The sequence below is a fragment of the uncultured Microbacterium sp. genome, assembly GCF_947488465.1.
GTDB lineage: Bacteria > Actinomycetota > Actinomycetes > Actinomycetales > Microbacteriaceae > Microbacterium.
This window is the reverse complement of record NZ_CANKZA010000005.1, coordinates 72,656-93,471: the sequence shown is the minus strand read 5'-3', so window position 1 is coordinate 93,471 and position 20,816 is coordinate 72,656. Positions and strand designations below refer to the sequence as shown.

Here is a 20,816-nt window from a genome sequence, read left to right as displayed (position 1 = left end):
CTCCCAGCACTTTCACAAGAATGGCGGAGAAGGAGGCGGGTCAATGAGGATCCTCGTGGTGTGCGGCGCGGGAGCGTCGAGCACATTCGTCGCGCAGCGCGTTCGGCATGCCGCTCAGGCTGCGGGACGGGACATGAGCGCGATCGCCGGCACCGAGCAGTCGCTGCCGATCGATCTCGATGCGGCCGATGTCGTGCTCGTCGGCCCCCATTTGGTGCAGTCACTGCCACGAATCGAGCAGGATGCCGCGTCCCGCGGTGCGACGGTCGTCCTCTTGCCCGCGGACATCTTCACGGATTTCGATGGGACCCGCGCGCTCGCGCTCATCGACGACGCGCTTGAGAAACCACACCACCGAAGGGACCAGACATGACTGAGGCCACCCGCACGATCCGGATCGGTTCCTCCAACGGGCTGCATGCCCGGCCGGCGAAGCTCTTCGCCCAGGCGGTGAAGGACTCCGGCATCCCCGTGACCATCGCGAAGGGATCGGGGAGCCCGGTGAACGCTGCGAGCATTCTGGGGGTCATTTCACTCGGCGCGGAAAAGGGTGACTACGTCACGCTCACCGCCGAGGGCGAGGGCGTGGAGGAACTCCTCGACACGCTCGCCGACCTGCTGTCCACCGACCACGACGAAAACTGAAACCGAGGAGAGAGAAGAACATGAGCGAACTGCGCGGAGTCGGCATCGGACTGGGTGTTGCCCAGGGACCTGTGGCACGGATGGCTGAGCCCCTGCCCGCCCCCGAGGACACCCCCAGCACGCGAAGCGCCGACGAGGAGACGGCACGCGTCCGCGAGGCCGTCGCTGCGGTGGCCCGCGAGCTCGAAGAACGCGGATCGCACGCCGGCGGTCTGGCCCGCGACGTGCTGGAGGCCCAGGCAATGATGGCCGAGGACCCGAGCCTCGACGCCGAGATCGGCACGCGCATCGCGGCCGGCAAGACCGGCGAGTTCGCGGTGCACGACGCCTTCGCCTCGTTCCGCGACACACTGTCGGCCATGGGCGGCTATCTCGGCGAGCGCGCTGCTGACCTCGACGACGTCGCCCAGCGCGTCATCGCCCGCCTGCGGGGCCTGCCGGCCCCCGGCGTCCCCGATCCGGGCCACCCGTTCATCCTGGTCGCGAAGGACCTCGCTCCGGCCGACACCGCGCTCCTCGACCTTGACAAGGTCCTTGCCCTCGTGACCACCGACGGTGGACCGACCTCGCACACCGCCATCCTTGCCCGCGAGAAGTCGATCGTCGCGATCGTCGGCGCTGCCGCGGCGAAGGATCTCGTCGACGGTCAGACGGTCATCGTCGATGCGGCCAAGGGCGTCGTGACGCTCGACCCGACCGACGACGAGCTCGCACAGGCGCAGCACCGCGCCGACGCGCGCGCGGCGCAGGCCTCGGCACCGCTCACCCCGGGCGCTCTGGCCGACGGCACCAAGGTTCCCTTGCTGGCCAATCTCGGCAAGCCCGCCGGAGCGGCCGAGGCCGTCGAGCTCGGCGCGGAGGGTGTGGGCCTGTTCCGCACCGAGTTCCTCTTCCTGAGTTCGACGAATGCCCCGACGGTCGATCAGCAGACGAAGGCCTACACCGAGCTGCTCTCCGCCTTCCCCGGCCAGAAAGTCGTGGTGCGGGCGTTGGATGCCGGTGCGGACAAGCCGCTCGCGTTCCTCAACGACGCGCACGAGGAGAACCCGGCACTCGGGCTCCGCGGCATCCGTGCCCTCCGGGCAAGCGAAGACATTCTGCGCGAGCAGCTCACGGCGCTCCAGCAGGCCGACAAGGCCACCGAGGCAGACCTCTGGGTCATGGCGCCGATGGTGGGCACGGTCGAGGAGACCGAGTACTTCACGACGCTCTGCCGCGAGTACGGCATCAAGACAGCCGGCGTCATGGTCGAGGTGCCGTCCGCGGCGCTCATGGCCGAGAAGGTGCTCGCGATCGCCGACTTCGCCTCGATCGGCACCAACGACCTGACGCAGTACACGATGGCCGCCGACCGGCTGCTGGGCTCGGTCTCGAGCTTCCAGGACCCCTGGCACCCCGCCGTGCTGAAGCTGATCGGCCTGACCGGTGCTGCCGGAAAGGCGCAGGGCAAGCCGGTGGGCATCTGCGGCGAGGCCGCCGCCGACCCGCTGCTGGCCGTCGTGCTCGTGGGCCTCGGCGCCACGAGCCTGTCGATGGCGCCGACGGCGCTCGCCGACGTGCGGGCCACGCTCCTGCAGTACACGCTCGACGACGCCCGACGCATCGCGGAAGCGGCCCTCGCCGCCCCGGATGCCGCCGCGGCCCGAACCGCGGCCCAGGCGGCCGCAGACACCGAAACCTCGGCATAGGCCGCGGTCGACCCGAAGGAGAAGCAGCACATGACAACGGCGTCCACGACCACCGGAGGAGCCAACAGCGCACGCGTCGGCGTCCAGCGGTTCGGTACGTTCCTCTCGGGCATGATCATGCCCAACATCCCCGCGTTGATCGCGTGGGGAATCTTCACGATGTTCTTCATCGAGAAGGGCTTCACCCCCAACGCCGGCCTGGCGACCATCGTCGGACCCTTCATCCATTACCTGCTCCCCCTGGTCATCGGCTACACCGGCGGATACATGGTGTACAAGCAGCGTGGTGGCGTGGTCGGCATCATCGCCACGATGGGAGCGATCGCGGGCTCGGACCTGCTCATCGCGCAGTTCAACGCCGCCGCGGTCGCTGCCAACCCGGATGCCGGCGAGCTCGGACAGGTCCACATGTTCATCGGAGCGATGATCCTCGGACCCCTGGCCGCCTGGTCGATGAAGCGGCTGGACAGCCTGTGGGACGGCAAGATCCGCTCCGGCTTCGAGATGCTCGTGAACATGTTCTCGGCGGGCATCTGGGGCTTCGTGATGGCGATCATCGGCTTCTACCCGATCGCGTGGCTGGTCAACGGACTGATGACCGTGCTGAGCAACGCCGTGAACTGGCTCGTCGAGCTGAACCTGCTCCCGCTGACGAGCATCCTCATCGAGCCGGCGAAGGTGCTGTTCTTGAACAACGCCATCAACCACGGTGTGCTCACCCCGCTCGGCCTCACCGAGTCCGAGGCGGACGGCAAGTCGATCCTGTTCCTGCTCGAGGCCAACCCCGGCCCGGGTCTCGGTCTGCTGCTCGCCTTCGCCTTCTTCGGGATCGGCGCCGCCCGCGCCTCGGCACCGGGTGCTGCCGTCATCCAGTTCCTCGGTGGCATCCACGAGGTGTACTTCCCCTACGCGCTCATGAAGCCGAGCCTCATCCTCGCGCTGATCGCCGGCGGCATGACGGGAGTCACGACGAACATGCTGCTCGGCGGTGGTCTGGTCTTCCCGTCCGCGCCGGGAAGCATCTTCGCGGTGAGCGCCGCGGCGGTGGCTGGCGGTGTGCCGAACCTGCTCGTGGTGCTCCTGTCGGTCGTGCTGGCCGCCACGGTGACCTTCCTCGTCGCGAGCGTCATCCTGCGGGCGTCTCGTAAGCGCGACCTGCTCGCGCAGGGCGACCAGTTCGCCGACGCGATCGCGAAGACCGAGGTGAACAAGGGCAAGAGCTCCGACGCGCTCGCGAACCTGCGCAGCGGCGCGGCGGCCGACACGGCCGGTGTCGCCACCGACAAGCAGGTGCGCACGATCGTGTTCGCCTGCGACGCCGGCATGGGGTCGTCCGCGATGGGCGCGAGCGTGCTGCGCAACAAGATCAAGAAGGCGGGCGTCGAGTCGGTCTCGGTCACCAACAAGGCGATCGCGAACCTCGACGGCAGCGAAGACCTGGTCATCACGCAGCAGCAGCTGACCGACCGGGCACGCGCGAAGAACCCCGGCGCGTTGCACATCTCGGTGGACAACTTCATGAACTCGCCCAAGTATGAAGAGGTCGTGGATCTGGTCAAGAATCAGAACACCGACGGCGCCTGAGCGCCGGTGAACCGCTGCGGAGCCGGATGGCGTGATGCCCCGGCTCCGCGGCCCACACTGTTACACAGACACGAAGGAGACGCACGATGGCACACGAGGTTCTCAACGTCGGACAGGTCCGCATCCACTCCGGATCGGTCAGCCGCGAAGACGCGATGCGCGAAGCCGCCGACATCCTCGAATCGGCGGGTGCCGTCACCAGCGCCTACTTCGACGCGATGCAGCAGCGCGAGGTCACGGTCTCGACCTACATGGGCAACGAACTCGCGATCCCGCACGGGACCAACGAGACGAAAGACGCCATCCTCGATTCGGCGCTCTCGTTCGTCCGCTACGACGGAGGCGTCGACTGGGGCGGGGAGCCGGTGAGCTTCGTCGTCGGCATCGCGGGGAAGGGCGACGAGCACCTCGAGATCCTGTCGCAGATCGCCCTGATCTTCTCCGACGACGACGAGGTCGCACGGTTGAAAGAAGCGAACACCCCCGAGGAGCTCTACAGCCTGCTGTCGTCGGTGAACGAGCGATGAAGGCCGTCCACTTCGGCGCCGGCAACATCGGCCGCGGGTTCGTCGGCCTTCTGCTCCACGAGGGCGGGTACGACCTCGTCTTCTCCGATGTCGCCGCTCCCCTCGTGGATGCCGTGAACGCCGCGTCGAGCTACACCGTCCACGAAGTGGGCGAAGGCGGCACCGACAAGGTGGTCACGGGCTTCCGCGCCATCAACAGTCAGACCGATCCGCAGGCCGTCGTCGATGAGATCGCCGGGGCGAACGTCGTCACGACCGCGGTCGGCCCCACGATCCTCCGTTTCGTCGCGCCGCACATCCTCGCCGGCATCGCCCTGCGCGACCCCGCCGCTCCCCCGCTGCAGGTCATGGCGTGCGAGAACGCGATCGGCGCGACCGACATGCTGCAGGAGGAGATCAAGGCCCTTGCGGCAGACGCCTGGGACGGCCTGTCCTCCCGCGCGGTCTTCGCCAACACCGCCGTCGACCGGATCGTGCCGGCCCAGGCCCCCGGCGAGGGCATCGATGTGACGGTCGAGCCCTTCTACGAGTGGGCGATCGAGCGCCTCCCCTTCGGCGATGCGCCACCCCATATCCCGGGTGCGCACTTCGTCGACGATCTCGCGCCGTACATCGAGCGCAAGCTCTTCACGGTCAACACCGGGCACGCCACGACCGCGTACTTCGGTAGCCAAGCGGGCGTCGAGAAGATCTCCGATGCCCTGGCCGACCCCGCGATCGCCGCAAAAGTGAGCGCGACGCTCGAAGAGACCTCCACGCTCCTGGTCGCCACGCACGGCCTCGACCCGGCGGACCTCGCCGCCTATCGCGCCACGATCCTCCGCCGCTTCGCGAACCCCGCCCTGCCCGACACCGTCGGCCGGGTCGGACGACAGCCCTTGCGCAAGCTCTCGCGCCACGAACGCTTCGTCGGGCCCGCCGCCGCCGCTGCCGAACGCGGGCTGCCGGTCGGTGCGCTCGTCGCCGCGATGGCTGCTGCCCTCGAGTTCGACGATGCGGCCGACGAGCAGTCGGTCGACCTGCAGCGCCGACTGCGCGAAGAGGATGCCGCGCAGTTCACGGCATCCGTCACGGGGCTCGAGGCCGATCACCCCCTCTTCGGACAGATCGAGGACGTCGTCCGGGCACGTCAGGCGGACCTCGCCGGCTGAGTCCGACACGGGGCACGCGTCGTCGTCTGGATGGGTGCCCCCGAAACGCCGCCGCCGTGTTCTTCGCTGGATCTTCGGAATTCTGGGCGGGCTGGTCCTCGCCGCCGTCGCCGGCATCCTGATCTGGAGCCAGGTCGGTGTGATGGCTGCCGAACCCGAACCGCTCGCGGCCGTCCGCGCCGACGAACGGATCACGATCAGCGACGACAGCGCCGGCATTGTGCTCGCACCGCGTACGGGTGAGAGCAACGTGGGGCTCATCTTCATCCCGGGGGCGAAAGTCGATCCCTGGGGCTACGCCCCGACGCTCGCGGACCTCGTCGTCGACGAGCAGATAACCGTTGTGATCACGAAGCCGTGGCTCAACCTCGCGTTCTTCGATTTGCGCGGCCTGTCGAGTTTCACCGACCTCGCGCCGGACGTGGCGTCGTGGATGGTCGGCGGGCACTCGCTCGGTGGCGTGCGCTCGTGCCAACTCGCCGCCGATGCCGAGGCGCCCGTACTCTTCGCCTCGTACTGCCCGAACGATCTCTCCGGCATCGATCTGCCCGTTCTGAGTCTGGCGGGGTCGGAAGACGGCCTGTCGACCCCCGAGAAGATCGCGGACGCCCGCGATCTTCTCCCCGCTGACGCGGAGATGGTGGAGATCCCCGGCGCCAGTCACGCGTCGTTCGGCTCCTACGGGCTGCAGGCGGGTGACGGCACGCCGACCGCGAGCGCGGCCGAGGTGCATGCCGTCATCACGGCGCAGGTCGGCGAGCTCGCCGCTGCTCTCCGCTGATCGGCCCACCGCGCCCGCCCGCGAGCACTCGCCCCGGCCGCGGTCACAACTCCGGACGAATGGCGCACACGTCGGGTGTCGAGCACCAAAATCACCTCCCGGACAAGTTCACACCGGAGTTGCGGACAGCATCCGCGAACGTGCTCTCCCCAGTTCAGGTTCCGGGCGTTCTCTCCACATATCCCGCGTCCGGACCACCGACCTCCGCGTGCGGCGACGAGAGTTCCCTCATGCTTCGCCCACGAACCCCGCGACCGACTCTGCCGCCTGATGTCCCCCTGCGCTTCCTCTCTCGCCTCGACCTCCTCGCCGGCGGCGCGCGGCCACGCGAGATCACCACGGCGGTTCGCGCCGGCGACCTCCTGCGCCCCCGGCGCGGTCGATACCTGCCGCACGACTGCCATCCGACGGTGATCACCGCTGTGCGCGCCGGCGGCCGGGTCGACTGCCTGTCGCTGCTCGCACTGCTCGGTGTCTTCGTCGAGAGGCCCTCCCCTCCGCACGTTCAGGTCGATCCGGACGCAAGCCGTCTTCCGACCGCGCCCGACGGCGTCACTCGCCACTGGCGTGCGACCACAGCGGCGGAGGACGCCGTCATCACACCCCTGGTCGAGGCGCTCGCCGCCTCTGTTCGGTGTCAGGCACCGCGCGCCGCGTTGGCGACATTGGACAGCGCCTGGCATCTCGGTCTCGTCGACGAGACCGAGATCGCACAGGTGTTCGCCCTGCTACCGCGACGATATCGGCGCCTCCGCCCCCTTCTGGATCCTCGCGCGGAGGCGGGCACCGAGTCCCTCGTCCGACTCATGCTGCGCGGACTCGGCTGCGGATTCGACCTGCAGGTCGAGATCGACGGAGTCGGCTTCGTCGACATTCTGGTTGAAGGCTGGCTGATCGTCGAGTGCGACAGCGAGAAGCACCACGGCGGCTGGCAGGACCACAAGCGCGATCGACGGAGGGATGCGGCCGCCGTCGCGCTCGGGTACGTGCCACTGCGATTCATCGCCGAGGACATCCTGTTTCATCCGGAACGCGTCCTGGCCACGCTGCGCTCCGCCCTGGCGCACGGTCCGCGCCGCTGAGGCGCGCAGCGTCGGTGCCACGACAGGCGGCGCCCTTCGGGCCGACGCCGGCGTTCACAACTCCGGTGAATCGCGGCCCCGCCTGGCGCGGCGCCGACGCCACGCCAGCCGAGCACGACTTTTCCGGAGTTGTGAACGGAACCCGAACCCAACCTGCGCCGAGGCCTCAGGCCCGACGACTGGCCCCGCGGGTGCGTCAGGCGCCGAAGCCCTCTCCGATGAGCTCGATGAGCTCCTCGCGCTCCTCCACCGAGAGGAAGGCGCCCGCAGCAGCGTTCAGCTGGAACGCCTCGAGGTCCTCCAGGCGATAGTCGAACGTCTCCGCCAGCAGAGCCAGCTCGCGGGTGAGCGACGTGCGACTCATGGTGCGGTTGTCGACGTTCACCGTGACGGCGAACCCGAGCTGGTAGAGCAGGTCGAACGGGTGGTCTTCCAGCCCCGTTCCCCAGGCGGCGATCGCGCCGGTCTGCAGGTTCGACGAGGGCGACAGCTCGAGCGGAATCTCCCGATCGCGTACCCAGCGGGCCAGGTCGCCGAAGGTCACCAGCACTTCGTCGCCCTTCTGCTGGATGACCTCGAGGTCTTCGGCAATGCGCACGCCGTGGCCGAGGCGCAGCGCGCGACCGTCGATGAGGGCCGAGCGGATCGAATCGAGTCCGGCGGCCTCCCCCGCGTGGACGGTCGTCGGGAAGAACTGGGCCGCCAGGTAGTCGAACGCCGCGCGATGGTTCGAGGCGGGGAATCCGTCCTCGGGACCGGCGATGTCGAACCCGACGGCCCCGCGACCGCGGAAGGCGACCGCGAGCTCGGCGATCTCGAGCGATCGGTCGGTGTGCCGCATCGCGGTGATGAGCTGTCCGACGCGGATGTCGCGATCGGTGCCCGAGACGGCGTCCTCACCTTCCTCGATGCCCTCCTGAACGGCCTCGACGGCCTCTTCCAGCGACAGACCGCCGGCCAGGTGTTGTTCGGGCGCCCAGCGCACCTCGCCGTAGATGACGCCATCGGCGGCGAGGTCTTCGACGAACTCGCGGGCGACGCGGCGGAGGCCGTCGGCGTTCTGCATGACCGCGGTCGTGAGGTCGAACGTCTTCAGATACTCCACGAGCGAGCCCGAGTCGCTCTGATCCTCGAACCAGTCGGCGAGGTCGGCGGCATCCGTCTGCGGAACCTCGAGCCCGATCTCGTCGGCCAGCTCGATGATGGTCTGCGGGCGCAGCGCCCCGTCCAGGTGATCGTGGAGCGACACCTTCGGGAGGGACCGGATGGAGACGCCGTCGAGCGTCGTGTCACCGTGCTGGTCGATGGCCATGTGGATCTCCTGGAGGTTCGGGTTCGGGTAATCAGGCGGTGATGCGCTCGAGGACGAGCGGGGTGGATGCCGGGGCTTCCGCCCCGATCTCCCAGGCGCCGTCCAGGGCATCGAGCGCCCGGGCGAAACGGTTTCCATCATCGGCGAGCAGGGTGAACACCGGCTGTCCGGCCGCCACACGCTCACCCGGCTTGACGTGGAGATCGATGCCCGCGGCGTGGACGACGGGGTCCTCCGCGCGCGCGCGGCCCGCGCCGAGGCGCCACGCGGCCACACCGAACGGCAGCGCGTCCATGCGCGAGACGACGCCGTCTGCGTCTGCCACGACCGTGTGGGTCTCGCGGGGGGCGGGGAGGGCGGCATCCGGATCGCCGTCCTGGGCGCGGATCATCTGGCGCCAGGCGTCCATCGCGTGGCCGTCCTGCAGGGCCTCTTCGACGTCGGCGTCCGGCTGGCCGGCGAGCGAGAGCATTTCGCGGGCGAGCGCAACGGTCAGCTCGACGATGTCGGCGGGGCCACCGCCGGCGAGCACCTCGACCGATTCACGGACCTCGTTGGCGTTGCCGATCGCGAGGCCGAGCGGCGTGTTCATGTCGGTCAGCAGCGCCGTGGTCGCCACGCCCGAGTCGGTGCCGAGTGCGACCATCGTCCGCGCGAGCTCGCGGGCCTTGTCGACGTCGCGCATGAAAGCACCCGAGCCGAACTTCACATCGAGCACGAGCGCGCCGGTGCCTTCGGCGATCTTCTTCGACATGATCGACGAGGCGATCAGCGGGATCGCCTCCACCGTGCCGGTGACATCCCGCAGCGCGTAGAGCTTCTTGTCGGCAGGAGCGAGGCCCGAGCCGGCGGCGCAGATGACCGCGCCGACGCCCTCGAGCTGAGCGAAGAGCTCCTCATTGCTGAGGGCGGCGCGCCAGCCGGGGATCGACTCGAGCTTGTCGAGCGTGCCGCCGGTGTGCCCGAGGCCACGCCCCGACAACTGCGGAACCGCGACGCCGAAAGCCGCCACGAGCGGCGCGAGCGGCAGCGTGATCTTGTCGCCGACGCCGCCGGTCGAGTGCTTGTCGACCGTCGTTTTACCGAGGCCGGCGAAGCTCATCCGCTCGCCCGAGGCGATCATCGCCGAGGTCATCACGCGAATCTCGTCGCGCTCCATGCCGTTGAGCAGCACCGCCATCGCGAACGAGGCCATCTGCGCATCGGCGACATAGCCCCGGGTGTAGGCGTCGACCATCCAGCGCAGCGCATCCTCGGGGACGGTGCCACCATCGCGCTTGGCGCGGATGACATCGACAGCGTCGAACGGCTCAACAGCGGTCATCGGGCAGCCTCCAGATCACGCGGGCCGAACGCATCCGGCAGGACTTCGTCGATCGTCCGGATGCCGGAGACCGTCTCCAGCAGCATGCCCGGCAGCGCGAATTCGTAGAGCAGTTGACGGCAACGTCCGCACGGCATGATCGTCTCGCCGTCGTTGTTGACGCAGACGAACGCGACCAGCTGGCCCCCGCCCGACATATGCAGGTCGCCCACGAGGGCGCATTCGGCGCAGAGGCCCACACCGTAAGACGCGTTCTCGACGTTGCACCCCGAAACGATGCGTCCGTCAGCGACGAGGGCGGCAGCCCCCACCCGGTAGCGCGAGTAGGGTGCGTAGGCGCGTTCCATGGCCTGAACGGCGACGCTGCGCAGTTCGTCCCAATCGATGTCGGTCACGGTGTCTATCCCTTGATGTACGGTTTTCCGGATGCCGCAGGCCCCCGGATCTGCCCCGCGAAGCCGGCGACCGCGAGGATCGTGACGACGTACGGAAGCATGAGCATGAATTCGCTGGGGATCGGGGTCTTCAGGATCGTCAGCAGGTTCTGCAGGTTCGTCGCGAAGCCGAACAGGAGCGCCGCGAGGGTGGCGCGGATCGGGTCCCACCGGCCGAAGATCACGGCGGCCAGAGCGATAAACCCGAGGCCGGCCGTCATTTCCTTGCCGAACTGCGGCACCGACACGAGCGTGAAGTAGGCGCCGCCGATACCGGCGATCGCGCCCGCGAGCATCACATTCCAGAATCGGGTGGCGTTCACCTTGATGCCCACGGTGTCGGCTGCCTGCGGGTGCTCGCCGACGGCGCGAAGCCGGAGTCCCCAGCGCGTGCGGTACAGCCCCCAGGCCACGAGGGCGACCGTGACGAACATCAGGTACACGATGAAGGTCTGGTTGAACAGCACCGGCCCGATGATCGGGATGTCGCTCAGCACCGGGATCTCGATGCGGCCGAACCGCTCGGGACGGTTGAGCGTCGCCTCGTTGGGCACCAACAGCGCTCCATAGAGGAAGCCGGTGAGGCCGGTGACGAGCACGTTGAGCACGACACCGACGATGACCTGATCGACGAGGTACTTGATGGCGAACGCCGCGAGCACGAACGAGACGAGGACGCCGCCGATCATCGCGCCGATGAGGCCGATGAACGGGTTGCCGGTGATGCTCGCCAGCAGCGCCGCCGAGAAGGCACCGAGCAGGAGCTGCCCCTCGATGGCCACGTTCACGACACCGGCGCGCTCGCCGATCACGCCGCCCAGCGCGCCGAAGACCAGCGGCACCGAGAGGGAGACGGCACCGAACAGCAGGTTCGACACCGGGACGAGGCCACCGGCGGCGGCCCAGACCAGGAAGGCGAAAACGGCCAAGACGCTGAACGCGATCGTCAGCCACAGCGGGGTGCGGCGGTACGACCAGGCCACCCAGGTCGCCCAGAGCGCGAGGAGCGCGAGGAGCGCCCAGAGCGCCCAGCTGGTCGGTCCCGTCGGAACCTCCACATCCGGGAGTGCGATCGCCGAGGTCGGGTCCCCCAACCGGAATGTGGACACACCTCCACGCGGAGCGAAGACGAACAAAGCGCCGAGGAGCACCAGGACGATGCCGAAGACGATCGGCACTTTGAAGTGGCGTTCCTTGACGACGGTGAGCTGAATCGTGCCGTCATCGGCGACCAGCGTGGGAGCGCTCATGCCGCCACCGCCTTCTTCGCGGCCTTGGCTCGCGCCTTGGCCGCCTTCTCGAGGTCGGTCTTCGGGAGGAAGAACACCGCGCGAAGGAGCGGCGGCGCGGCAATGAACAGCACGATGAGCGACTGGACCACGAGGACGATGTCGACGGGAATCCCCTGCGCCTGCATCGAGAACGATCCGGCCTTCAGCGCACCGAACAGGATGCCGGCGGCGAACGTGCCCCACGCGCGGCTGCGGCCGAGGAGCGCCACGGTGATCGCGTCGAAGCCGATGCCCGCGTCGATCGTCGCACCGAACCCGGTCGTCACGTTGCCTTGAATCTGGTTCATGGCGGCCAGGCCCGCGAGACCCCCGGCGAACAGCATCGCGTAGACGTACAGGCGCTCGACGTTGATGCCCGCCGCACGCGCGGCATGCGGGTTCTCCCCCACCGCGCGCAGGCGCAATCCCAGGCTCGAGCGCTCGATGAGCCACCAGACGAGCAGGGTAGCCAGAACGACGACGACGAAACCCCAGTCGAGCGCCGGGAAGAGCGGGCCGAGCAGATCGGGGAACTGCGCGGAGGCGGGAGTGGGCTTCGTCTGCGGCTGATTGGTGCCGGGCATCTGGAGGAGGCCGGGGCTGCGCAGCATCCAGAGCAACAGGTAGAACGCGACGTAGTTGAGCATGATCGTGAGGATCACCTCGTGCGCACCCGTCTTCGCCTTGAGGAGTCCGACGATGCCGCCCCACAGCGCACCACCGAGGATGCCGGCCATCAGGGTGAGCGGAAGGTGGATCCACATCGGCAGATCCAGGTTGAAAGCGAACAGCCCCGCGAACATCGCGCCGATGAGCATCTGACCACGCGCGCCGATGTTGAACAGGCCCACGCGGAACGCGAGCGCGACACCGAGGCCGGCCGCGATCAGCGGCGCGGCGAAGCCGAGAGAGTTCGTCAGCGGGCGGATCTGCGCCGCGAAGTCGGCGCCGCGTGGGTTGAACACGGCACCGCGGAAGAGCGCCTCGTACCCGCTGTAGACCGCATTCCACACAGCGGCGAACGTGTCGCCGGGTCGGGAGAAGAAGTAGCCGGCGGCGGCCTGCACGTCTTCGTTCGTGATCGCGATGAGCACACCGCCGACGATCATCGCCAGGACGATCGCAAGGAACGTCGTCACGGCACTCCCCCGGAGCATCTCCTTCAGGACGACGTTCGACCGCGGCGGCGGCGGAATCTCTTCACCGGCCAGGGGAGTGCTGATGGGGGGGAGCTGCTCAGCGGGGCGCGCCGCGTCCGCGGCGCCGGGCGTCACGCCGCTCATGCGGCTACCTCCGGATCGGTTGCGCCGGCCATCATGAGGCCGAGGATGTCACGGGGGGTATCCCCCGGCACGATGCCGACGATCCTTCCGCGATACATGACCGCGATGCGGTCGGCAAGTGCGGTGACTTCGTCGAGCTCGGTCGAGACGACGACGACGGGGATGCCGGCATCCCGCGTTTCGATGATGCGCTTGTGGATGAACTCGATCGAGCCGACGTCGACACCGCGCGTCGGCTGTGCGGCGACCAGGAGGCGAAGCTCTCGGCTCATCTCTCGCGCGATGACGACCTTCTGCTGGTTGCCGCCCGACAGGGTTCCGGCGGGCGTCTCCGGACCCTGGGTGCGGATGTCGTACTCTTCGATCCGCGCGCGCGCGAAGTCGTCGAGCGCGGCCCGTCGAATGGTCCCCATCCGGGAGAACTCCGAGTCGGTCGACCGGTCGAGCACCAGGTTCTCCGCGACGGAGAAGTTCCCGACGAGCCCGTCTTCCTTGCGATCTTCCGGGACGAAACCCACACCGGATTCGAGGATGCCGCGCACGCTCTTGCCGACCAGTTCTTCGCTGTCGAGGCGGATCGATCCCTCCGTACGGGCGGCGAGACCGACGATGGCCTCGACGAGCTCGGTCTGCCCGTTGCCTTGCACGCCGGCGACGGCGAGGACTTCGCCCGGACGCACGTCGAAGGTGACGCCGTCGACGACGATCGCGCCACGGGTGGTCAGCACGCGCAGATCGCGCACCTGCAGACCGCCCTCGCGCACCTGGGGAGCGTTCTTGTGCACCGTCAGCTCCACTGCGCGTCCGACCATGAGCGAGGCGAGTTCCGCGTTGGATGCGGTGGGGGAGGCTTCACCGACGACCGCACCCAGACGGATGACCGTGATGCGGTCGGCGACTTCGCGGACCTCACGGAGCTTGTGGGTGATGAAGACGATCGAGGTTCCCTCGTCCCGGAGCTGGCGCATGATGGCCATCAGCTCATCGGTCTCCTGCGGCGTGAGCACCGCGGTGGGCTCATCGAAGACGAGCACCTTCGCATCGCGGGAGAGCGCCTTGATGATCTCGACGCGCTGCTGCACACCGACCGGCAGGTCGCCCACGAGGGCATCGGGATCGATCTGAAATCCGAAGCGGTCGGCGACGGCGCGCACGTGCGCGCGTGCGGCGCCGAGGTCGAGCCGTCCGAGCCCCTTCGTCTCCTCATGGCCGAGCATGACGTTCTCGGCCACGGTGAAGACGGGGATGAGCATGAAGTGCTGGTGCACCATCCCGATGCCGGCCGTCATCGCGTCGCCGGGGCCACGGAAATGCTGGACGACCTCGTCGAGCACGATCTCGCCCTCGTCGGCCCGGTACAGACCGTAGAGGACGTTCATCAGGGTGGACTTCCCGGCACCGTTTTCGCCGAGGAGAGCATGGATCTCCCCCGGCTGGACGAGCAGATCGATGTGGTCGTTGGCGACGAGGCTGCCGAACCTCTTCGTGATCCCGCGGAGCTCGAGCTTCATACCGGCCAATCTATCGAGAACGAACGTCTACTCACAGCGAAACGGGGCCGAGAGGACTGCTCCTCTCGGCCCCGTCATCGAGGCTGCTTACGGGGAGTTGTCGGACTCCACCGTGATGTCGCCGGCGATGATCGACGCCTGCAGGGCGGCGAGCTCGTCGAGCAGGCCATCGGGCAGCTGCGACTCGAAGTCGTGGAAGCTCGAGAGCTTGACGCCCTCGTTCTCCAGCGTGCCCACGTACGGAGCCGGGTCGAACTCTCCACCGGCAGCGGCGATGGTCGCGTCGTAGACGGCGACGTCGATCGCCTTCATGATCGAGACCAGCGTCACGTCGGTGACACTCGTGTCGGCGACGGCGAGGTCGCTGTCGACGCCGAGCATCAGCGTGCTCTTGCCGCTGTCGGCGATGGCCGCCGCGGCGCTCTTGTAGATCGGGCCACCCACGGGGAGGATGACGTCGATGCCCTGGTCGAGCACCGACTGTGCGGTCTGCTTGGCGGTGTCGTTCGCGTCGAAGGCGCCGGTGAAGGCACCTTCCTGCGTGGCGACGTCCCAGCCGAAGACCTCGACCGCGGCGCCCTTGTCTTCGTTGTACTTCTCGACACCGAGCTGGTAGCCGTCCATGAACACGGCGACCGACGGGATCTGCATGCCACCGAAGGTGCCGACCTTGTTCACGCCCGCTTCAGCCGACCACGCGGCCGCGGCGTAACCGCCGAGGTACGCGGCCTCGGCCGTGTTGAAGACGAGGGGCTTGATGTTCGGAGCATCGGTCGTGCCGTCGAAGTCGGTGTCGGCGTAGTCGTCGATGATCGCGAAGTCGATGTCGGGGTTCGCGTTCGCGGCCTCGACGGTCGCGGCGGCGAGCTTGAAGCCCACGGCGACGATCAGGGTGCAGCCCTCGGCGACCGCGGTCTCCATGTTGGGGGCGTAGTCGTTGTCGTTGGTCGACTCGAACTCGAGCGGGGCGACATCCAACTCGGCCGCAGCCTTGTCCATGCCGTTCTTCGCGGACTCGTTGAACGACTTGTCGTTCCAGCCGCCGGCGTCGGAGATCAGGCAGGGCAGGAAGCCATCCACGACAGCGCCGGCGTCGCCGGTGCTGGTGGGGGTGGTCTCCGGCGCCGAGCCGCAACCGGCGAGAGCGAAGATGAGTCCCGCGGCGGCGGTGATGCCGGCGAGCTTCTTGGTGGTCGAGATGGTCAATGCAGCCTCCACATTGATATGACCGCGGATTTCGCGGACGCACCTGTCGAAGGTACCCAGTGTGACCGCCGATTTGCACCCTGCACCCACCCGCCGGGCCCAATGGTTACAAAGACGCAATCAATCCGTCATGTGGGCGGCATCCTGCGCAATCGGGCCGGTCGTTAGAGGACGTCGCCGCGGCCCGTCAGTTTCAGCGCGTCGACGACACCTTTCACGCGCTGCGCGTGCTCGCTCGTGGTGACCAGCAGGGCGTCGGGAGTGTCGACGACCACGATGTCTTTCACGCCGATCAGGCTGATCACGCGGTTCGTGTGGCTGACCACGATGCCACTGGCGGCGTCGGAGAGGATGCGGGCATTCTCCCCCAGGATCGCGAGGTCGTTTTTGCGTCCCCCGGAGTTGAGCTTGGCGAGGCTCGCGAAGTCACCGACGTCGTCCCAGTCGAAGTGCCCCGGCACGACGGCGAGGCGCCCCCGTTCGGCGGCAGGTTCTGCCACGACGTAGTCGATCGCGATCTTCGGCAAGGTCGGCCAGATCCGGTCGACGGCGGGTCCGCGCAGGTCGCGATCGTCCCAGGCCTCGGCGAGGGCGATGAGTCCGGCGTACAGCTCGGGGTTGGATGCCGCAATCTCGGCCAGCAGAACATCGGCGCGCGAAATGAACATGCCCGCGTTCCACAGGTAGTCGCGATCGGCGACGTACTGCTTCGCCGTTTCGAGGTCGGGCTTCTCAACGAAGCGCTCGACCAGCGAGGCGTCGCGCGCGCCGTCGACGATGAGCTCACCCCCGCGCTTGATGTACCCGAATCCGACTGCCGGCTCGGACGGCGTGATCCCGATCGTGCACACGTAACCTTCGCGTGCCACTTCGACGGCATCGCGCACCGCGAACTCGAAAACGCGCGTGCCGCGGATGACGTGGTCAGCGGCGAAGGAGCCGATGATGACATCCGGTTCGCGGCGGTGGAGGATCGCCGCGGCCAACCCGATCGCCGCCGCCGAATCGCGCGGCTCGGACTCCAAAATGACGTTCAGATCGGCGATGCCGGGCAACTGTGCTTCGACCGCCGCGCGATGAGCGCGGCCGGTGACCACGGCGATCCGATCCGGACCGGTCAGGGGTGCCAGCCGGTCCCACGTGTCACGCAGCAGCGAATGCCCCGACCCGGTGAGGTCGTGCAGGAACTTCGGCGCATCGGCGCGCGAGAGCGGCCACAGCCGCGAACCCACCCCTCCCGCGGGGATGACAGCGTAGAAGTCCTTGATCGGGTGGGCCATGCTCCGAGAGTACCCGCCCCACCCGACTCCCCCCGGAAGTCGGGAGTTATCTCGACGTCGAGATAACTTAGGCGAACCTCACTCGCTCCCGGTCGACATCGGCGCATAGGATGACACCAGCGCCCGTGTGCGACGCCGAGGGTCGAAAACGCCCCGGGGATTTCATCCCCCGCCGTATCGAGGTGTCCCATCACACCCAGGGAGGACGAAGTGTCTGCACCAGCACGCGTCACGCCGGAGGTTTCCGAAACCACGTCCAAAACCCCGCGCGGCACGCTCTACCGCGGCCGCGAGGGCATGTGGTCGTGGGTTCTGCACCGCATCACCGGCATCGCCATCTTCTTCTTCCTCCTCGTGCATGTGCTCGACACCGCTCTCATCCGCGTGTCCCCCGAGGCATACGACGCGGTGATCGGCACCTACAAGAACCCCATCATGGGTATCGGCGAGGTCGCCCTCGTCGCCGCGATCGCCTACCACGCCTACAACGGCCTGCGCATCATCGCCGTCGACCTGTGGCCCTGGGCCACGCGCTACCAGCGCCAGCTGTGGTGGGGTGTTTTGGGGATCTGGGCCGTCACCCTCGCCGGCTTCGTGCCGCGCCACCTCATCAACGTCTTCTCGAACACCGGAGGGGGACACTGATGACCGCAGACACCCTGGCCGCACCTCGCTCCCCGCAGAGCCGCGAGCCGCACATCCGCAAGAAGGGTCCCAATCTCGAGAAATGGGGCTGGCTGTACATGCGCATCTCCGGCGTCGTGCTGGTCGTGCTCATCTTCGGCCATCTGTTCTCGAACCTGATGGTGGGCGACGGCATCAACGCGCTCGACTGGGGCTTCGTCGCCGGCAAGCTCGCGAACCCGTTCTGGCAGGTATGGGACATCCTCATGCTGTGGCTGGCGCTGATTCATGGCGCGAACGGCATGCGCACGATCGTCAACGACTACGTGACCGGCGAGACGGTGCGCAAGACCCTCGTGTGGGCGATCTTCGTGGCCGCAGGCCTGCTGATCGTGCTCGGCACACTCGTGGTGTTCGCGTTCGACCCCTGCAACGGCGTGACGACAGACAGTGCGTTCTGGGAGGCCTGCCAGGCTCTGTGAGTCCGGCACGGCGACGAGACGAAAAGTAGACGAAGAGGCATCCTGACGTGAGCACTTACCCCGACGCTGTCCTGAAGAACGGCGTGTACTACCACGAGTTCGACGTCGTCATCGTGGGTGCCGGCGGCGCCGGCATGCGCGCAGCCATCGAAGCCGGACCCGGCGCGAAGACCGCCGTGATCACGAAGCTCTACCCCACCCGCTCGCACACCGGTGCGGCGCAGGGCGGCATGGCGGCGGCGCTCGCCAACGTCGAAGAAGACTCGTGGGAGTGGCACACCTTCGACACCGTCAAGGGGGGCGACTACCTCGTCGACCAGGATGCCGCGGAGATCCTGGCCAAGGAAGCCATCGACGCCGTCATCGACCTCGAGAACATGGGCCTGCCGTTCAACCGCACGCCCGAGGGAAAGATCGACCAGCGCCGCTTCGGTGGACACACCGCCGACCACGGAAAGACCCCCGTGCGTCGGGCGTGCTACGCCGCCGACCGCACCGGCCACATGATCCTGCAGACGCTGTTCCAGAACTGCGTCAAGCTCGGCATCAACTTCTTCAACGAGTTCTACGCGCTCGACCTGATCACGGTGAAGGATGCCGACGGCAACACCCAGATCGCCGGCGTCGTCGCGTACGAACTCGCCACCGGCGACTTGCACGTCTTCCACTCCAAGGCCGTCATCTTCGCGACCGGCGGCTTCGGCAAGATCTACAAGACGACCTCCAACGCCCACACGCTCACCGGCGACGGTGTCGGGATCATCTGGCGCAAGGGACTGCCGCTGGAGGACATCGAGTTCTTCCAGTTCCATCCCACCGGTCTTGCCGGACTCGGGATCCTGCTGACCGAAGGGGCGCGCGGCGAAGGGGCGATCTTGCGCAACGCCTCCGGCGAGCGGTTCATGGAGCGCTATGCGCCCACGATCAAGGACCTCGCGCCGCGTGACATCGTCGCCCGATGCATGGTCAAGGAGGTCCTGGAAGGCCGCGGCGCCGGCCCCAACAAGGACTACGTCTACCTCGACTGCACGCACCTGGGCGCCGAGGTCCTCGAGACCAAGCTCCCCGACATCACGGAGTTCGCCCGCACCTACCTCGGTGTCGACCCGGTGACCGAGCCCGTCCCGGTCATGCCGACCGCGCACTATGCCATGGGGGGCATCCCGACCAACACCGACGGAGAGGTGCTGCAGAACAACGATCGGGTTGTTCCGGGCCTCTACGCTGCGGGCGAGTGCGCGTGCGTCTCGGTGCACGGCGCGAACCGCCTCGGCACCAACTCGCTGCTGGACATCAACGTGTTCGGTAAGCGGTCGGGACGCAAGGCCGTCGAATACGTGCAGACGGCCGACTTCGTGCCGCTCCCCGACGATCCCGCCAAGGAGGTGCGCGAGCTCATCGAGGGTCTCCGCAACAACCCCGGCGGCGAGCGGATCGCGGTGCTCCGCAAGAAGCTGCAGGAAGAGATGGACGCAAACGCCCAGGTCTTCCGCACGGAAGAGACCCTCACCAACGTCATGGGCACGATCCACGATCTGCGCCAGCGGTACAAGAACATCCACGTCGACGACAAGGGCAAGCGGTTCAACACCGATCTGCTCGAGGCCGTCGAGCTCGGGTTCCTCCTCGACCTCGCCGAGATCGTCGCGTACGCCGCGCGCAACCGCAAGGAGAGCCGCGGGGGCCACATGCGCGAGGACTACGAAGCGCGCGACGACGAGAACTACATGCAACACACGATGGCGTACCTCACCGGAGATCCGCACTCGCCGGACCCCGAGGACCACATCACCCTCGACTGGAAACCGGTCGTGTTCACCAAGAACGACAAGGGCGAGCTCAACTACCCGCCGATGGAGAGGAAGTACTGATGACCCTCGTCGCTGAAGAGGCCGCCGTCACCACCGATTCCGGCATCCAGTCGTACCTGGTCACCTTCATCGTGCGTCGCTTCGACCCGGAGGTCGACGACGAGCCGCGCTGGGTCGATTACGACGTGGAGCTCTACCCCACCGATCGCGTGCTCGACGCTCTGCACAAGATCAAATGGGAAGTCGACGGGTCGCTGTCGTTCCGCCGTTCGTGCGCGCACGGTATCTGCGGATCCGACGCCATGCGCATCAACGGGCGCAATCGCCTCGCCTGCAAGACGCTGATCAAGGACCTCGACATCTCGAAGCCGATCTACGTCGAGGCGATCAAGGGCCTGCCACTCGAGAAAGACCTCATCGTCGACATGGAGCCGTTCTTCGCGTCGTACCGCGAAGTGCAGCCGTTCCTCATCGCGAACTCGAAGCCCGAAGCAGGCAAGGAGCGCGTGCAATCGATCGTCGACCGCGAGGTCTTCGACGACACGACCAAGTGCATTCTCTGCGCGGCATGCACGTCGTCCTGCCCCGTCTTCTGGACCGACGGACAGTACTTCGGTCCGGCCGCGATCGTCAACGCTCACCGCTTCATCTTCGACTCGCGCGATGACGCGGGAGATGTGCGCCTCGACATCCTCAACGACAAAGAAGGCGTCTGGCGCTGCCGCACGACGTTCAACTGCACCGAGGCGTGCCCGCGCGGCATCGAGGTGACCAAGGCGATCGCCGAGGTCAAGCAAGCGGTCCTGCGGGGGCGCTGAGC

General features: G+C 67.7%; 20 protein-coding genes. 12 read left to right on the top strand and 8 right to left on the bottom strand.

Annotation, left to right across the window (positions count from 1 at the left end; genetic code table 11):
• Positions 1–43: 43 nt before the first annotated feature.
• The 8 genes from Q0653_RS11675 (at position 44) to Q0653_RS11640 (ending at position 7,458) form a co-directional block, all read left to right on the top strand.
• On the top strand, positions 44–373 hold the full coding sequence (locus Q0653_RS11675) for a PTS sugar transporter (protein ID WP_298743386.1): 330 nt from the start codon (positions 44–46) through the stop codon (positions 371–373).
• A complete protein-coding gene (locus Q0653_RS11670; RefSeq protein ID WP_298743388.1) occupies positions 370–645 on the top strand; it encodes an HPr family phosphocarrier protein in 276 nt (91 codons plus the stop codon). Before Q0653_RS11675 ends, Q0653_RS11670 begins: the two co-directional genes overlap by 4 nt.
• A 20-nt stretch (positions 646–665) precedes the next feature.
• Positions 666–2,333 (top strand): phosphoenolpyruvate--protein phosphotransferase, encoded by a 1,668-nt coding sequence (ptsP, locus tag Q0653_RS11665; protein WP_298944714.1) that lies wholly within the window; start codon positions 666–668, stop codon positions 2,331–2,333.
• A gap of 30 nt (positions 2,334–2,363) precedes the next feature.
• Complete coding sequence (locus tag Q0653_RS11660; protein ID WP_298944713.1) at positions 2,364–3,917, top strand: PTS mannitol transporter subunit IICB; 1,554 nt, start codon at positions 2,364–2,366, stop codon at positions 3,915–3,917.
• An 86-nt stretch (positions 3,918–4,003) separates the two neighbouring features.
• A complete protein-coding gene (locus Q0653_RS11655; protein WP_298944712.1) occupies positions 4,004–4,444 on the top strand; it encodes a PTS sugar transporter subunit IIA in 441 nt (146 codons plus the stop codon).
• Positions 4,441–5,595: a mannitol-1-phosphate 5-dehydrogenase gene (locus Q0653_RS11650; RefSeq protein WP_298944711.1), complete on the top strand. Its 1,155-nt coding sequence runs from the start codon at positions 4,441–4,443 to the stop codon at positions 5,593–5,595. The genes Q0653_RS11655 and Q0653_RS11650 overlap by 4 nt, the downstream gene beginning before the upstream one ends.
• 34 nt (positions 5,596–5,629) lie before the next feature.
• Entirely contained in the window at positions 5,630–6,376 is a 747-nt protein-coding gene (locus Q0653_RS11645; protein ID WP_298944710.1) for an alpha/beta hydrolase, read from the top strand.
• Between the two features lie 230 nt (positions 6,377–6,606).
• Positions 6,607–7,458 carry a DUF559 domain-containing protein gene (locus tag Q0653_RS11640; protein WP_298944709.1) on the top strand — a complete coding sequence of 284 codons (852 nt, stop codon included), beginning with the start codon at positions 6,607–6,609 and terminating at the stop codon, positions 7,456–7,458.
• A gap of 196 nt (positions 7,459–7,654) precedes the next feature.
• Here Q0653_RS11640 and Q0653_RS11635 read toward each other — a convergent pair whose 3' ends face one another.
• The 8 genes from Q0653_RS11635 to Q0653_RS11600 all read right to left on the bottom strand — a co-directional run bounded on the left by Q0653_RS11635 (position 7,655) and on the right by Q0653_RS11600 (position 17,079).
• On the bottom strand, positions 7,655–8,770 hold the full coding sequence (locus Q0653_RS11635) for an adenosine deaminase (protein ID WP_298944708.1): 1,116 nt from the start codon (positions 8,768–8,770) through the stop codon (positions 7,655–7,657).
• A 31-nt stretch (positions 8,771–8,801) separates the two neighbouring features.
• Positions 8,802–10,094, bottom strand: a complete 1,293-nt coding sequence (locus Q0653_RS11630) for a thymidine phosphorylase (RefSeq protein WP_298944707.1) — start codon at positions 10,092–10,094, stop codon at positions 8,802–8,804.
• Positions 10,091–10,489, bottom strand: coding sequence for a cytidine deaminase (locus Q0653_RS11625; protein ID WP_261607290.1), 399 nt, complete (start codon positions 10,487–10,489; stop codon positions 10,091–10,093). The genes Q0653_RS11630 and Q0653_RS11625 overlap by 4 nt, the downstream gene beginning before the upstream one ends.
• Before the next feature lie 5 nt (positions 10,490–10,494).
• Positions 10,495–11,778, bottom strand: a complete 1,284-nt coding sequence (locus tag Q0653_RS11620; protein WP_298944706.1) for an ABC transporter permease — start codon at positions 11,776–11,778, stop codon at positions 10,495–10,497.
• Positions 11,775–13,082: an ABC transporter permease gene (locus Q0653_RS11615; protein ID WP_298944705.1), complete on the bottom strand. Its 1,308-nt coding sequence runs from the start codon at positions 13,080–13,082 to the stop codon at positions 11,775–11,777. The genes Q0653_RS11620 and Q0653_RS11615 overlap by 4 nt, the downstream gene beginning before the upstream one ends.
• Positions 13,079–14,593 (bottom strand): ABC transporter ATP-binding protein, encoded by a 1,515-nt coding sequence (locus Q0653_RS11610; RefSeq protein ID WP_298944704.1) that lies wholly within the window; start codon positions 14,591–14,593, stop codon positions 13,079–13,081. Before Q0653_RS11610 ends, Q0653_RS11615 begins: the two co-directional genes overlap by 4 nt.
• A gap of 87 nt (positions 14,594–14,680) precedes the next feature.
• The gene (locus Q0653_RS11605) at positions 14,681–15,799 is read right to left on the bottom strand and encodes a BMP family ABC transporter substrate-binding protein (protein WP_298743409.1); all 1,119 of its coding nucleotides are present in this window, start codon (positions 15,797–15,799) and stop codon (positions 14,681–14,683) included.
• Positions 15,800–15,963: 164 nt separating this feature from the next.
• The gene (locus Q0653_RS11600) at positions 15,964–17,079 is read right to left on the bottom strand and encodes a mannose-1-phosphate guanylyltransferase (RefSeq protein WP_298944703.1); all 1,116 of its coding nucleotides are present in this window, start codon (positions 17,077–17,079) and stop codon (positions 15,964–15,966) included.
• A 210-nt stretch (positions 17,080–17,289) separates the two neighbouring features.
• Between Q0653_RS11600 and sdhC the strand changes: the two genes are divergently transcribed.
• Genes sdhC through Q0653_RS11580 form a run of 4 tightly spaced genes read left to right on the top strand, consistent with a single transcriptional unit; the run spans position 17,290 to position 20,814 of the window.
• Complete coding sequence (gene sdhC / locus Q0653_RS11595) at positions 17,290–17,724, top strand: succinate dehydrogenase, cytochrome b556 subunit (protein ID WP_298944702.1); 435 nt, start codon at positions 17,290–17,292, stop codon at positions 17,722–17,724.
• Positions 17,724–18,185: a succinate dehydrogenase, hydrophobic membrane anchor protein gene (gene sdhD, locus Q0653_RS11590; RefSeq protein ID WP_298944701.1), complete on the top strand. Its 462-nt coding sequence runs from the start codon at positions 17,724–17,726 to the stop codon at positions 18,183–18,185. The genes sdhC and sdhD overlap by 1 nt, the downstream gene beginning before the upstream one ends.
• 47 nt (positions 18,186–18,232) lie before the next feature.
• Positions 18,233–20,056, top strand: a complete 1,824-nt coding sequence (gene sdhA / locus Q0653_RS11585; RefSeq protein WP_298944700.1) for a succinate dehydrogenase flavoprotein subunit — start codon at positions 18,233–18,235, stop codon at positions 20,054–20,056.
• Complete coding sequence (locus Q0653_RS11580; RefSeq protein ID WP_298743419.1) at positions 20,056–20,814, top strand: succinate dehydrogenase iron-sulfur subunit; 759 nt, start codon at positions 20,056–20,058, stop codon at positions 20,812–20,814. Before sdhA ends, Q0653_RS11580 begins: the two co-directional genes overlap by 1 nt.
• Positions 20,815–20,816 lie beyond the last annotated feature (2 nt).

Bases quoted from the DNA above. Each gene is read 5' to 3' on its own strand.
- Q0653_RS11620 (WP_298944706.1), bottom strand. From the start codon at position 11,778: ATGAGCGCTCCCACGCTGGTCGCCGATGACGGCACGATTCAGCTCACC.
- Q0653_RS11670 (WP_298743388.1), top strand. From the start codon at position 370: ATGACTGAGGCCACCCGCACGATCCGGATCGGTTCCTCCAACGGGCTG.
- Q0653_RS11640 (WP_298944709.1), top strand. From the start codon at position 6,607: ATGCTTCGCCCACGAACCCCGCGACCGACTCTGCCGCCTGATGTCCCC.
- Q0653_RS11650 (WP_298944711.1), top strand. From the start codon at position 4,441: ATGAAGGCCGTCCACTTCGGCGCCGGCAACATCGGCCGCGGGTTCGTC.
- Q0653_RS11635 (WP_298944708.1), bottom strand. From the start codon at position 8,770: ATGGCCATCGACCAGCACGGTGACACGACGCTCGACGGCGTCTCCATC.
- Q0653_RS11580 (WP_298743419.1), top strand. From the start codon at position 20,056: ATGACCCTCGTCGCTGAAGAGGCCGCCGTCACCACCGATTCCGGCATC.
- Q0653_RS11675 (WP_298743386.1), top strand. From the start codon at position 44: ATGAGGATCCTCGTGGTGTGCGGCGCGGGAGCGTCGAGCACATTCGTC.
- Q0653_RS11615 (WP_298944705.1), bottom strand. From the start codon at position 13,082: ATGAGCGGCGTGACGCCCGGCGCCGCGGACGCGGCGCGCCCCGCTGAG.
- Q0653_RS11600 (WP_298944703.1), bottom strand. From the start codon at position 17,079: ATGGCCCACCCGATCAAGGACTTCTACGCTGTCATCCCCGCGGGAGGG.
- ptsP (WP_298944714.1), top strand. From the start codon at position 666: ATGAGCGAACTGCGCGGAGTCGGCATCGGACTGGGTGTTGCCCAGGGA.
- Q0653_RS11630 (WP_298944707.1), bottom strand. From the start codon at position 10,094: ATGACCGCTGTTGAGCCGTTCGACGCTGTCGATGTCATCCGCGCCAAG.
- Q0653_RS11655 (WP_298944712.1), top strand. From the start codon at position 4,004: ATGGCACACGAGGTTCTCAACGTCGGACAGGTCCGCATCCACTCCGGA.
- sdhD (WP_298944701.1), top strand. From the start codon at position 17,724: ATGACCGCAGACACCCTGGCCGCACCTCGCTCCCCGCAGAGCCGCGAG.
- Q0653_RS11610 (WP_298944704.1), bottom strand. From the start codon at position 14,593: ATGAAGCTCGAGCTCCGCGGGATCACGAAGAGGTTCGGCAGCCTCGTC.
- Q0653_RS11660 (WP_298944713.1), top strand. From the start codon at position 2,364: ATGACAACGGCGTCCACGACCACCGGAGGAGCCAACAGCGCACGCGTC.